General features: G+C 38.5%; 10 protein-coding genes. 8 read left to right on the forward strand and 2 right to left on the reverse strand.

Going from position 1 to position 13,549, the window contains the following annotated elements:
• Positions 1–71 precede the first annotated feature (71 nt).
• From GCWU000282_RS07940 to mnmA, 5 genes are all read left to right on the forward strand, one after another.
• Positions 72–1,559 (forward strand): flagellar hook protein FlgE, encoded by a 1,488-nt coding sequence (locus GCWU000282_RS07940; protein WP_023354555.1) that lies wholly within the window; start codon positions 72–74, stop codon positions 1,557–1,559.
• 81 nt (positions 1,560–1,640) lie between these two features.
• Positions 1,641–2,639 carry a glycosyltransferase family 2 protein gene (locus GCWU000282_RS07945; protein WP_242828943.1) on the forward strand — a complete coding sequence of 333 codons (999 nt, stop codon included), beginning with the start codon at positions 1,641–1,643 and terminating at the stop codon, positions 2,637–2,639.
• Positions 2,636–3,580 carry a glycosyltransferase family 2 protein gene (locus GCWU000282_RS07950; RefSeq protein WP_023354557.1) on the forward strand — a complete coding sequence of 315 codons (945 nt, stop codon included), beginning with the start codon at positions 2,636–2,638 and terminating at the stop codon, positions 3,578–3,580. Before GCWU000282_RS07945 ends, GCWU000282_RS07950 begins: the two co-directional genes overlap by 4 nt.
• Before the next feature lie 9 nt (positions 3,581–3,589).
• Entirely contained in the window at positions 3,590–4,051 is a 462-nt protein-coding gene (locus GCWU000282_RS07955) for an RrF2 family transcriptional regulator (RefSeq protein ID WP_023354558.1), read from the forward strand.
• A 92-nt stretch (positions 4,052–4,143) separates the two neighbouring features.
• Complete coding sequence (gene mnmA, locus GCWU000282_RS07960) at positions 4,144–5,226, forward strand: tRNA 2-thiouridine(34) synthase MnmA (protein WP_023354559.1); 1,083 nt, start codon at positions 4,144–4,146, stop codon at positions 5,224–5,226.
• Here mnmA and GCWU000282_RS07965 read toward each other — a convergent pair.
• The gene (locus tag GCWU000282_RS07965; RefSeq protein WP_023354560.1) at positions 5,216–6,055 is read right to left on the reverse strand and encodes a histidinol-phosphatase HisJ family protein; all 840 of its coding nucleotides are present in this window, start codon (positions 6,053–6,055) and stop codon (positions 5,216–5,218) included. The genes mnmA and GCWU000282_RS07965 overlap by 11 nt on opposite strands.
• Positions 6,056–6,064: 9 nt before the next feature.
• Complete coding sequence (locus GCWU000282_RS07970; protein WP_035040043.1) at positions 6,065–7,834, reverse strand: Rqc2 family fibronectin-binding protein; 1,770 nt, start codon at positions 7,832–7,834, stop codon at positions 6,065–6,067.
• Positions 7,835–8,214: 380 nt separating this feature from the next.
• Here GCWU000282_RS07970 and GCWU000282_RS15910 point away from each other — a divergent pair, with 380 nt between their 5' ends.
• The 3 genes from GCWU000282_RS15910 (at position 8,215) to GCWU000282_RS07985 (ending at position 13,548) form a co-directional block, all read left to right on the forward strand.
• Positions 8,215–9,612, forward strand: a complete 1,398-nt coding sequence (locus tag GCWU000282_RS15910; RefSeq protein ID WP_169730267.1) for a CAP domain-containing protein — start codon at positions 8,215–8,217, stop codon at positions 9,610–9,612.
• Positions 9,613–9,870: 258 nt separating this feature from the next.
• Positions 9,871–11,811, forward strand: coding sequence for an InlB B-repeat-containing protein (locus GCWU000282_RS07980; protein ID WP_023354564.1), 1,941 nt, complete (start codon positions 9,871–9,873; stop codon positions 11,809–11,811).
• 168 nt (positions 11,812–11,979) lie between these two features.
• Positions 11,980–13,548, forward strand: coding sequence for a DEAD/DEAH box helicase (locus tag GCWU000282_RS07985; RefSeq protein WP_023354565.1), 1,569 nt, complete (start codon positions 11,980–11,982; stop codon positions 13,546–13,548).
• Position 13,549 lies beyond the last annotated feature (1 nt).

A 13,549-nucleotide genomic window follows, 5' to 3' on the forward strand; every position in this document is an offset into this window, starting at 1 on the left:
GGCTTTTGCTTCTGAATGACAGAGGAAGCACTTATTATAAAATAAAAAGTTTACAATGGAGGTCATTTATTATGATGAGATCACTTTTTTCCGGTGTCGCAGGACTTAAAGTACACCAGACTAAGATGGACGTTATAGGTAACAATATAGCAAATGTAAATACAGTTGGTTTTAAATCAAGTTCTACAGTATTTTCTGATGTATTCTATCAGACTACTCAGACTGCATCAGGTCCTAATAAGGAATCTAATGTGGGTGGTGTCAATCCGAAGCAGATTGGTCTTGGTGCCAATGTTTCATCCATATCTAAGAATATAACTGATCCGGGCGGTTCACAGACTACCAATAATGCTCTTGACTGTATGATTAACGGAGACTCATTTTTTGTAACAAAGAATGGCGGAAGAACATATTTTACAAAGAATGGTGCTTTCAAGGTGGATACAGACGGTACTCTTGTAAATTCAGAGGGTGCTAAGGTACAGGGCTGGCAGGTAGACCCTGATGATCCTAACAAGATTAAGCCGGGTCCTGTTTCAAACCTTAATATAATGTCACCTGAAAATATGTATACAAATCCTGAGGCTACAACAGCAGGTTATTTATCGGGAAATATTGACAGAACAGACAGCCAGATTGCTCCGGGTTCTGCCGGACGTACTTTCCAGATGAATTTCTATGATAATCTGGGTTACGAATATACCGCTAAATTTGTAATGAAACAGAGCAAAAACTCCGATAATGCTTACAATATAGAACTTAAAGATATCCTTAAAGATGGCAAATCCATTATGTACAACGCAGAGAAAAAGGATGATGGAAGCATAGAATACACAACAACCGGCTGGGGAGCAACCCTTTCTAAAGATAAACAGGAGTTGAGCAGTGTAGGTACAGTTGACAGTGTTGATGACGGTAAGCCGAATTTTGGTGATCCGGGTAAATTCAACATGGTATTTGACGGAACAACCGGTAAGTTTAAGAGTCTTGTTGAAGATCCGTCTGATGAGTATGATCCATCAGGCATGGATGATACCGTAATTAAAAAGATGTATCTTAATATCGGTGGTAAAACACCTAACCCATTCAAGAATATTGAACTTGACTTTTCACAGATGACTATGTTTGCGAGCCAGACTTCATCTAAGATAGAGTCAACCATGGGTGATGTAGACGGCAATGGTAAGGGTAAGATGAAGGGTACTATGAAGGGTGCTACCATAGATAATGCAGGAAAGATTTATGGTTCTTATGACAACGGTGACCTTAAGCTTCTCGGACAGATTGCGGTTGCAAGCTTTAAAAACCCTTCAGGTCTTGAAGCAGTCGGTAACAGTAACTTCGTTGAGACCATGAACTCAGGAAAATTTGACGGAGTAGGAAAAGACATTACTACCGATGGCGGCAAGATTAGTACAGGTATGCTTGAAATGTCAAATGTAGACCTTGCGGCACAGTTTACCGATATGATTACTACACAGCGTGGTTTCCAGGCTAACTCAAGAACAATTACAACAACAGACTCAATCCTTGAGGAACTTATAAATCTTAAGAGATAATGTGAACGCGTAGTATCTATGATATATAAAAGTAAAAACCTCAGCACAATTCTTTATGAATGGTGTTGGGGTTTTTATCTTTTGATTGATTTTGATGTGGTAGCAAGCCTGTTTACAGACGAACCACAATTTGATATACTTAAAACTCAAATACTAACCGAAAGAAGAAAAATGATGACTTTTGATATAATAATACCTACATATAAGCCGGGAGCAGAGCTTATCGCCTTGCTTAACGGAATACTTATCCAGACCTCAAGGCCGGATAATATATTTATTATAAATACTGAGGAGAGATTTTGGAAAACAGAATTTGAAACTGTCTTACCCGTAAATGTAATCCATATTAAAAAGTCCGATTTTGACCATGGAGCTACAAGAAGAATGGGTGCGGAGCTGTCAAAGGCTGATGTATTTATATGTATGACTCAGGATGCAAGACCGAAAGACGGTAGGCTTTTTAGTAATCTTCTGTCTCCCTTTAATGATGAAAAAGTGGCTATAGCCTACGCCAGACAGGAAACAGATGAAAAGGCGGGAGAGATAGAAAGATATACCAGAGAATTTAACTATCCGAATAAGGATAGGATAAAAACCTCGGAAGATATAAAAACTATGGGAATTAAAGCCTGGTTTTGCTCGGATGTATGTGCGGCTTACAGAAAGAGTGTTTATAATGAGGCAGGCGGTTTTGTAAAGCGTACCGTATTTAACGAAGACATGCTTATGGCGGCAAAGGTAATGGAAATGGGTTTTAAGGTAGTCTATAAGTCAGATGCAAGGGTGATTCATTACCATGAATACAGTATGAAACAGCAGTTTTGCAGAAATTTTGACTTGGGTGCATCTCACAGAGAGTATAAAGAAGTATTTGAAAAAGTATCTTCCTATAAAGAAGGCGGCAGACTGGTTAAAGATACAGCCCTTCATTTGCTGAAAGCAGGGAAATTTTATCTGATACCGAAACTTGTATTTCACAGTGCTGCAAAGCTAATCGGTTATAAACTTGGCAAAAAATATGATAAGCTGCCTAAGAGTTTAGTGTTAAAATTCTGTATGAATAAGGATTATTTCAAATGATTGCTATAATTATGGGTACTTACAACGGAGAAAAATACATAAAAGAGCAGATAGACTCTATACTTTCACAGGATTATGCCGGATGGAAGCTGTTTATCTTTGATGATGGTTCAAAGGATAATACGGAGAAGATTGTAAATGAGTATGTGAAAGATTATCCGGATAAGATAAGTTTTAGGAAAAATAAAATAAACTTTGGGGCTGCGGGCAATTTCTTTAACGGAATAAAAGAAACAGCAACCGAGCTGGCTCCTGAGGCAGAGTATTTCTGCTTTGCGGATCAGGATGATGTGTGGGTAAAGGATAAACTCAGCCGTTCACTTGCTAAAATAAATCAGATAGAGGATGGTAAGCCGGCTCTTGTATTTTCGGATGTAGTCATTACTGATAAAAACTTAACAATAACCGCCACTTCATATTTTGAGGTAGAAAAAGTAGACAGGACAAGGGTTTCGCTTAATTACCTGCTTATGGAGAATAAGCTGATAGGTGGTACGGTTATGATAAACAAGGCTTTGGTAGGATTGGAGCTTAGGGCGGAAGAGATTGGACTTGTACCTCATAAAAAAGCTAAGATGCATGACTGGTGGTTTGGCTTAATTGCGGCAGGTCTTGGAAAGATTGGCTATGTAGAAGGCTTTACGGAATATTACAGACAGCATGAAAACAATGTAGTCGGAGGCGGGAATTTTACTTCTTATTTTAAAGCAAGAATTAGTAAAATGCATGAAAATAGAATGAGAATAAGGGAAAATATAGCTCAGGGAGAGGGATTTCTAAAGTATTTCGGAGAATATCTTGACGAGCCTGAGTTAAGTGCGGTGAAGGAGTTTGCTGCACTTAAAACTAAAGGATATTTAGGAAGAAGAATAAGTATAATTAAAAACAGATTTCTTAAATCAGGACTGATAAGAAATATAGCATTATTTATATTTGTGTAGGAGAAAAGAATGAAGATTTCAACTAAAGGAAGGTATGGCTTAAGGGCTGTACTTGATATAGCCATGCATGACGAGGCTGCTTCGGTAAGCAGTATAGCTGCAAGGCAGTTTATTTCGGAGAACTATCTTGAAAGGCTGATAGCTATGTTAAAAAAGGCCGGTATAGTAAACAGCCTCAGAGGGGCACAAGGAGGCTATGTGCTTGCAAGACCGGCTGAGGAGATTTCGGTGGGAGAGGTACTTAGGGCACTTGAAGGTGACCTTAACCCGGTAGACTGTTCTGAGATAGATGGTTCACTTTGCGAGGGCTCAGATACCTGTGTGACTAAATTTGTATGGAAGAGGATTTCGGACAGTATAAAACAGGCTGTAGATAATCTTATGATATCTGAGCTTGCGAATGAAGGTAAGCATTTATTGGAAGAAAACGGTTGTGATAAAAATTCGATTCCGGTATGTAACAGGAAATAGCCAATCCTGTATCATTGGGTGTCAAATACTTTTGACACACATATCATCAAATTTGAAAGATTAGATTTTTGTAAAATTAGAATAGGAGAAAAATGGCAAAAAAAGTAGTAGTTGGTTTGTCGGGGGGAGTGGATTCATCGGTAGCAGCCTATCTGTTAAAAAAGCAGGGATATGAAGTCTACGGAGTTACTATGGATATTTGGACAGAAGGAGCTGTAGATACGGTAAACGGAGGCTGTTTGGGCTCCCAGGCCAAGGAAGATGCAAGAAAGGTTGCCGAGACCTTGGACATACCTTATAAGGTGGTAGATGTGAGGGGGAAGTTTAGGGAAAATGTAATGAATTATTTTGCTGATTCTTACAAAAACGGAGAAACACCCAATCCCTGCACCTTATGTAACAGGAGGGTAAAATGGGAAGCACTTTTTAAGGGAGCAGAGCTTTTTGGTGCGGAATATGTGGCAACAGGACATTATGCAAAGATAAGAAAGCTTGCAAACGGAAGGTATACTATTGCAAATTCATACACAGCAGCTAAAGACCAGACCTATGCACTTTGCAATCTTACACAGGAACAGTTAAGGCGAACTTTACTTCCCATAGGAGATTATGAAAAGAGTGAAGTAAGAAAAATTGCAGCGGAAGCCGGTATAGAAATCGCTGCAAAGCCTGACAGCATGGAGATTTGCTTTATACCGGATGGTGATTATGCAGGATATCTTGAAAAAGAGTATGGAATTGCAGCCCATAAAGGCAACTTTGTGGACGTTGACGGTAATGTATTAGGAGAGCACAGGGGGATTGTACATTACACCATAGGTCAGAGAAAGGGACTGGGTATAGCCTTTGGCAAGCCCATGTTTGTAAAGGAAATAAGACCTGAAACCAATGAAGTAGTGCTTTCAGATAATGAAGGTCTCTTTACTGAAAGAGTAGTGGCAGAAAGAATTAATTTTATGGCTGAAACCAAAGAAGAAATAGAAGCTTCGGATAAAATTTATCTGGCAAAAATCAGATATAATCATAAGGGTGGGGAATGTAAACTGTCTTTTGAAGAAGATAGAATTGCGGCAGAATTTTTAGAACCACAGAGGGCTTCTGCCCCGGGGCAGACATTGGTTGTCTACAATGAGGCAGGAGAGGTTGTCTGTGGAGGAAGAATAGTTAGAAACTAATCTTTATAGGCTTTCTGTTTTCAAAAATATAATAACCGTCAAATTCAAGTTCTTTTAACAGAGCTTCGCATTTATCAAAATCATAGGCAAGATGTTCAGGTTTATGTCCGTCTGAGCCTATGGTTATTTTTGTGCCGCCAAGTTTCTTATAACGTTTTAATACATTGGCCTGCGGATTAGGTGAACCAAGTCCGTATTTATAGCCTGCGGTATTTACTTCCAAGGCTTTATCAAGTTCTATTATACGGTTCAGGATGGGATCGATAAGCCCGGCATATTCACGGTAAGAGTAGTTACCTTCTCCGGGATTTCCCGCTTCATCTCTTATGTATCTGAATATATAGTCAAGATGCCCAAGAGTATCAAAATCCGTGAAATTGTTTATCATCTCTGACATTATTTCAAAATATCTTCTTACGGCCTTCTTGCTGTCGTGATACAGCCAGAATTCAGGGTAATACGGATCCATACCGTCTATAAGATGTATGGAGGCAATTACAAAATCAAAATTGTTGCTTTTTAAAAGAGTTTCATATTCAGGAAGGGCTTTTTTGCATAAGCCTAATTCTATTCCTGTAAGCACATTTATTTTATCCTTATATGCAGCCTTCAGTTCCTTAATTTTATTAAGATACTCAGGTATATCAAGACTGAAGATGTTCACAGGGTTACCGTTATCGTCCTGAATTTCGGGATAATAAAGGTCTTCGTGGTCGGTAAAACAATAATGCTTAAGCCCAAGCCGTATGGCTTCTGTAAGCTGGTCTTCCATAGGAGTTTCAGAGTCTCCGGAGAAGGAAGAGTGTGTGTGCATATCCGCAATTATCATAAGTTCCTCCTATATCTGCTTAAGCCCCGAAATATCGGAATCAGCAGTTAACGAATAATTAGTATAATAAACTACATAGCCCGGTTTTGCACCGTTCGGCTTTTTAACTTCTTTTTTCTGTACATAGTCCACTTCGTGCTTTGTACCATCCCCCGAAGCTAGGGAGGAGGTATTGACAGAGGAATAATGGACAGCGAGCTTGCCGGCTTCTTCAAAGGTTCTGTCCGGAACTTCTCTGCCATTAGTAACAAGCAGGACATGGGAGCCCGCACATTTTTTGGCATGGAACCACCAGTCACTGTTTGAAGCCAGCTTGAAGGTAAGATAATCGTTTTGAATATTGTTCTTACCTACATATATATCAAATCCGTCACTTGAAATGAAATGAAGGGGTGTACCTTTAGCTTCTTTCGCCTTACCCTTTTTGCCGCTTATACCGTTTTTTTTGGCATAGCCGGCATTTTCAAGTTCTTTTCTGATTTCTGCAAGGTCTTCCTCGTTTTCAGCTATATCAAGAGACATTTTAATGGATTCTAAGTGGTTTAGTTCTGCCTGCGCTTCTTCCTGCTGCACAAGTACAGCTTCGTAAGTTCTTTTAAGACGGGCATATTTATCAAAATATTTCTTTGCATTTGCCATAACAGGAATAGTTGTATCTAAGTTAATATTTACTTCCTTACCTGAATAGTAATCGGTACAGGTAAGTACTTTATCCCCATCATTTGCCTGATAACCATAGGTGGTGATAAGCTCACCGTAAATTCTGAATTTATCCCTGTTTTCTGTATCTCTAAGCTGTTTGACAAAAATATCGAGCTTGTTTGCCGTTCTGGATATAGCATTAGTTATAAGTTTTCTGAGGTCGGTAGATTTCTGCCTTATTCTGTCGGTCTTGTCTTTGGAATTATAAAACTCCTCAAGCAAAGAAGAAATATCAGAAAAAGTTTTGCTTTCCATATCACTGTATATACTAAGCCTGAAAGCGGCAAAAGCCTTTGGTGCAAGGTTTGCACCATAATAAATAGTCGGTGTAAATTCACCTTTTTTAATAAGGTTGATGAATTTTTGAAAATTATCAAAAACCGCGCCTACATTTTCTGTATTAAGTGAAGCTGTGGACTGATCTGCATCAAGACCTGAAAGTGCGCAGATTTCATTTGCAAGCTGCGGAGAAAAACCTGTAAGAGATGTGTATATTGCTTTTCCTATAGACACAGGCTTCTTTGCAATTACATCGGTAAAGTAGTCTATACCGGCTTCCAGAGGGTTAATCCTGCCTTCCTGTTCAGGCACAAAGTAACTTTTCCCGGGCAGGATTTCTCTGACGGAACTCACAAGCATGGATACGTGTTTAATACTGTCCAGTACTTTTTCTTCATCATCAAGTAAGATGATATTACTGTATTTTCCCATCAGCTCAATCACGAGATTTTTGACAGATAAATCTCCCATTTCATCTAAATGCTCCGTCTTTATACGTATTATTCTTTCAAGCCCCGGCTGTGAAATATCAAGTATTTTGGCACTTCCGAGATGCTTTCTGAGAAGCATACAAAAATTTGGAGCCGTCATAGGAGACTTCCTGCTTTCTTCTGTAATATAGGCAAGCGGAAGGGAAGCATTGGCAGAGAGAAAAAGCCGGTACTGGGTTCTGTTATTTTTCACTGTAAGTACAAGTGCATCTTTCTCAGGCTGTGCAATCTTAGTAATGTAGCCGCCGGTAAGGTGAGTTTTAAGTTCATAAGTAATTCCGGCAACTACAGTTCCGTCAAATGACATATCGTTTCCTCTTTCTAAATTATTTATGTCCACTCCGTTTACATCGGATTCTTTAATCTAAAACTTTAGTCTGCCCGTAAATTTAGCAGTTACAACTGGTTTGAAAAAATCCGCTTCTTCAGCTGTCAAGCCAAAAATATAATATAACAACATATTATTATAACATATTGCTTAATCATATAGCAAGATATTGGAGAATCGTAACCTTATAAAAAGTTACAAAAATATTACAAAATGATTACGATCCTCTTGCATTATCATAAGAACTATGATAAGATGTGCTTAAAGGACTTGCGATAAAACTAAAAAATGTATTTTTTTGAAAGTTTGATGAGCTAATGTACACAGAAAGTGAAAAAATGAATGGGAATGAGGAAAATATGAAGCGATTTTTTGTAAATAAAAGAACAGCTTTGATTTTTAGTGCTATGTTCTTGCTTGCATCAATAATATCGATCTTAGAATTGAAAGATGATATAAAGGCTGATAACGGTACCGGTACAATCGGATTAAGTGTAGATTATCGTTCGCCGGAAGATATCAGAAATTATATTGCTAATTACGGAACAGAGGAAGATGCAGATGTTGTTTATGATGAAAAACCTATGGATACAAAGCCGTATTCGTTAGGAAAGCTATCCAAAGGGACTTTAGAGTCTGCACTTAAGCTGCTGAATCAGATGAGATATATAGCAGGTATTCCGTATGATGTCGAATTAAGCGGTAGATATAATGAATTGGCGCAGGCGGCAAGTGTGGTGTCTTTAGCCAACGGAGATATTGATCATAATCCTAAAATGCCTAAAGGAATATCGGATAGTCTGTATAGGTTGGGAAAAGATGGAGCATCTAAAAGTAATTTAGGCATGGGCTATAGAAGCATTAATAGCTCACTTATAAGCTATATGGAAGACGGTGGCTATAATAAGGACAGGGTTGGCCATAGAAGATGGATATTGAATCCGGCTATGAAAAAAACCGGTTTTGGTTTTGCAACAGATTCTAAGTCTTATGGATATACCGCTCACTATGCTTTAGATAGCTCAGGCAGCTCAAAATATAATTCACCTATTGTTTGGCCTGCACAAAACATGCCGGTAGAGTATGTCAATGACAGCTATCCCTGGAGCATATCTTTAGGCTATGAAATAAACATTTCTGACATTCATGTCGAACTTGTAAGAATTTCAGATAATAAAACATGGAAATTCTCATCCGCGTCGTCAGATGGTTACTTTACGGTTGACAACAGAGGATATGGGCAGAAGGGCTGTATTATTTTCATTCCTAATATGGGCTATAATGATGGAAGAGCTGAGTATATGGATGGGGATAAATTCAGGGTTACTGTTAAGGGATTGAAACATAAATTATCTTATCAGGTGTCGTTTTTTAATCTGCATCCTAAAGATGTAAGTTATAAAACTAAAGCAAATAATAAGAATAAATTAAGTTATAACGGAAAAAAAGTAAAATTTAATTCTGATACCAAAAATGAAAATATAAAAACTGCCAAGCAACAAAAATTCGGTAAAAAAACAGTTTTTTTATCAAGAAACAATAAACGGATTTTTTCCGTAAATATGAAAAATAAGTGTAAGTATATACTTATGTATTCTTCCGGTAAAGATATGGCTAAGTTTAAGATAATAAATCTAAATATTAAAACCCCTGTAATTAAACAATTAAAGCCGGGGAAGACTTATTATGTTAAATTATGTGCAGTTAAATCAAGTAAGATTAAGTGGGGAAAGGTGAGAAAGATTGTAGTGAAATAACCATTGATTGGTTAATAAATATTATTTCAAAGGCCGGCAGGAATTATGCCGGTCTTTTGTTGCCCTCCCACCCAAATTATGAAATAAAATTAATTGGCTTATATTTCAAAAACTGCTATAATCATATTGTATGATGTGGGTGTCAAAAGCATAAAAATTCGATTGGTCTTGCTTGCAAGAGAAATTATTGTATGTAATAATAAATTTTTAAAAGATTAAGGTGTGTAATAATTCGATACTGCTGATATAGGAGAAAATATGAAATATATTAAACAAACCTTTTACTGTGCCACACCGGCTATTATGCTAGCTCTTTGTTTATTTTGTAATGTTTTTACACAAATAGCTTTGGCGGCGGATATTACTCTCAATTTGAAATATACGGTAGAAAATGCAGAGGCATATTATGTTATAACAAAAGGAGAGACACCAAGCACCTTGCAGGTGATTTCTGAAGGTCATGTTGTGTCGGGTCAGTTAAGTCAGGTGACTTTTAATGATTCTGAAAAAATACGTATAATCTATTTCGTAAAACCTGCGGAAGGTTATCTGCTTACAGGTGCGGGAACTACAGGAAAAGGTAATATTTCAGCCATTCACGAGTTAAAAGATCCTTCTAAGTTTAACCGTACGGAAGCACATGTACCACAAGAAGTCATTGAGCGTTTAGAAAATGAAGGATATAAGCTTGCGTGGGGTTACACCAGACATGCCGGTAACAGAAATCATCTTGATGACAGGGTAGACGGATACCGTCCGAAGGTGGAAACGACAATTACTCACAATGCATCCAATATTGAAGTCGGCCAGACTTTGACTATGAATATTGTTGTGAAACCTCAAAGGCCGTTCCGAAACAATCAAGATAACCGTACATATGAAACCTCTATTCCGGATGGTGCAACCAAAGTCACTATTGATGGTAATAAGATTATAACAGTCACTGATTTGACGAAGGAAAATAATAATGAGTACAGAGGAACTGTCAGTTATGTAATAACTGAAGATGATGTTAAGGTAAATAATCATACAGTTGTTGTCAATTCTAGGGTGGATTATACCTTGGATTTATCTGTTAACACAGGAGATTATCAGGGAGCCAGAACAAGGACAACAACAAGGGTAGATGCTACACCGGGTACGGCAACTTTTAACCTTGTAAGCAGCCCGATACGAAAACTTGAATATGATTTAGGGTATGTCGGAGCTCCTTCAATTCCGAGTGAAACACACAACAGCGGAAACAGTGTGAATGTTAATGCGATAACCTCTACTCGTGACGGATATGAGTTTGCAGGATGGTCTTATAAAGATTCTGTGGGAAATACTGTAATTCTTCAACCATCTGATACATTTTCTATGCCTGACAGAGTGTCCGGTACTAAACTTGTTGCTTTGTGGAAGACGGGGCTGACAGTGGATAATAATAATGGTGAGTCGGTGTTGCAAGATTCAGCCATAGTAGGGCAGCCGATATCCTTAGTCAGGCCTGTGAAGGAAGGCTATGTATTCTTGGGTTGGAAAGATTCTGACGGAAATACATACGGTGCTGATAAAACTGTTATTATGCCTGATAAACGATTTACTCTGCTTGCCCTGTGGAGAAGTTTGTCTGAGGGAAATGCTTCGGTATTTCCTGATGAAGATGATTTAAATGACGGAAATGTAACCGCCACTGATAACAAACTTGCGACCGGCTCTAGTATTAAAACCGCAACCGAATCAAGTATCAAAACTGCGACCGATTCCGGTGTCAAACCGGTGACAGGCTCAAGTATCAAAAAGGCGACCGGAAAGAAAAATAAATCTGCAACAGGCTCTAAAAGTAAAACATCAATCGGTTCAAAAAATGAATCCGGAAACGGCTCAAAAGGTAAGCAGGCAGAAAGTTCAAGTGACAAACAAGCAGCAGGTTCAAACAGTAAACAGGCAGCCGATTCCGGTGATAAAATAATTGGAAAATCGAGGAAGTGGTCAAATAACGGGCAAATTGAGGAACTTAATATTGATCCAAGTGCCAATCCTGCAGCCGGACTAAATATTGAACCTGATGCTGCTTCCTTAATGGGAAAAAATAAAGCCCGTGGTACATTACCTAGGACAGGAGGTACAACAGATATAAGCTTTTGGCTAGGTCTGTTCATATTGTCAACACTTTTTGTTTCGTCAATATCAAATTACAGAAGGAAGAGTGTATAATACCCTAATATGTCATTTGACAAAAATCCCAACACTATGCTATAATCTATCAGTTACCGGGCATCTCATTTCGGAGATGCCTTTTTTTCAAGTTTTATGCAAGTAAAATGATATGAATGAAAGATGTTTAGAACACGAAAGGTGGAAATTTAATTGAAATTTAATGAAATGCAACTCGATGAGCGTATATTAAAGGCTGTTAAGGAACTTGGCTATGAAGAGGCAACTCCTATCCAGACTGAGGCTATTCCTGTAGCTATTACGGGCAGGGATATCTTAGGACAGGCACAGACCGGAACAGGTAAAACAGCAGCTTTTTCTATACCTATCTTAAATAATATTGATTCAGGCAACAAACATTTGCAGGCGGTAGTGCTTTGTCCTACCAGAGAACTTGCTCTTCAGGTTTGCGGAGAAATAAGAAAGCTTTCAAGATATATGCATGGCATCAAGCTTGTACCTGTATATGGAGGACAGGACATAGTTAAGCAGATAAAGTCGTTGAAGCAGGGAGCACAGATTATTGTCGGTACTCCGGGGCGTGTGATGGATCATATGCGCAGAAAGACTGTAAAGTTTGATCAGGTTAAGATTATGGTGCTTGATGAAGCTGATGAAATGCTTGACATGGGCTTTAGAGATGATATTGAAACCATACTTGCAGAAGTTCCTGAGGAAAGACAGACCATGCTTTTCTCAGCTACCATGCCAAAACCAATCCTTGATATTACCAGAAAATATCAGAAAAAGGCACAGAATATTAAGATAGCCAAAAAAGAACTTACGGTAGAAAATATTGAACAGTATTATTATGAAGTAAGAAGAAACTATAAAGACGAAATACTTTCAAGAATCCTTGATATGTATAATCCTGAGCTTAGCATAGTGTTCTGCAATACCAAGAAGAAGGTGGAAGAGGTTGCAAATGAGCTTCAGGGCAGGGGTTACTTTGCAGAAGGACTGCACGGCGACCTTAAGCAGCAGCAGAGAGACAGGGTAATGGGTAATTTCCGTAACGGTAAGACTGAAATCCTCGTAGCTACCGATGTTGCGGCAAGAGGTATTGATGTAAAGGGAGTTGACCTTGTTATTAACTACGATTTGCCACAGGATGACGAATACTATGTACATAGAATAGGAAGAACCGGAAGAGCAGGAAAGGCAGGACTCGCACTTTCATTTGTAAGCGGTAAAGAAGTGTACAAACTTAAGGAGATTCAGCGTTACTGCCATACAAAAATCAGGCTGAAGCCGGTGCCATCCCTTGATGATGTTACAAATACAAGGGTGGACAGCCTCTTTGATGAATTGTCTGAGATAATTGAAAATGAAGACTTAACCAAGATGACAGAGCTTATAGAGCAGAAGGTAAATGAAGAAGACTTTACCTCTCTTGATGTGGCAGCAGCCTTCTTAAAGCTTTATCTTTCTTCTAAGGAAAGTAACGGCGAAGATAATTCTGAACTCGACAGCGAATTTACAGGCAGTACTGAAAGCGGTATGGTAAGGCTGTTTATCAATATCGGTAAAAAAGACAGGGTTAAACCGGGCGATATCTTAGGCGCAATAGCGGGAGAATCAGGCATCTCAGGCAAGCTTGTAGGAGAAATCCAGATGTATGATAAGTATACTTTTGTAGAAGTTCCTGCTGAGAATGGTAAAGAAGTGCTTTTTGCTATGAAAAATGCTAAAATAAAGGGAAAGAAGATTAACATAGAGCCTGCAAACGCGAGGTAGT

Source organism: Catonella morbi ATCC 51271 (assembly GCF_000160035.2).
In the GTDB taxonomy this organism is placed as follows: domain Bacteria; phylum Bacillota; class Clostridia; order Lachnospirales; family Lachnospiraceae; genus Catonella; species Catonella morbi.

What these genes read in the sequence shown, in the direction of transcription:
- GCWU000282_RS07940 (WP_023354555.1), top strand. Translation starts at nt 72, where the DNA reads ATGATGAGATCACTTTTTTCCGGTGTCGCAGGACTTAAAGTACACCAG.
- GCWU000282_RS07950 (WP_023354557.1), top strand. Translation starts at nt 2,636, where the DNA reads ATGATTGCTATAATTATGGGTACTTACAACGGAGAAAAATACATAAAA.
- GCWU000282_RS07955 (WP_023354558.1), top strand. Translation starts at nt 3,590, where the DNA reads ATGAAGATTTCAACTAAAGGAAGGTATGGCTTAAGGGCTGTACTTGAT.
- mnmA (WP_023354559.1), top strand. Translation starts at nt 4,144, where the DNA reads ATGGCAAAAAAAGTAGTAGTTGGTTTGTCGGGGGGAGTGGATTCATCG.
- GCWU000282_RS07965 (WP_023354560.1), bottom strand. Translation starts at nt 6,055, where the DNA reads ATGATAATTGCGGATATGCACACACACTCTTCCTTCTCCGGAGACTCT.
- GCWU000282_RS07970 (WP_035040043.1), bottom strand. Translation starts at nt 7,834, where the DNA reads ATGTCATTTGACGGAACTGTAGTTGCCGGAATTACTTATGAACTTAAA.
- GCWU000282_RS15910 (WP_169730267.1), top strand. Translation starts at nt 8,215, where the DNA reads ATGAAGCGATTTTTTGTAAATAAAAGAACAGCTTTGATTTTTAGTGCT.
- GCWU000282_RS07980 (WP_023354564.1), top strand. Translation starts at nt 9,871, where the DNA reads ATGAAATATATTAAACAAACCTTTTACTGTGCCACACCGGCTATTATG.
- GCWU000282_RS07985 (WP_023354565.1), top strand. Translation starts at nt 11,980, where the DNA reads ATGCAACTCGATGAGCGTATATTAAAGGCTGTTAAGGAACTTGGCTAT.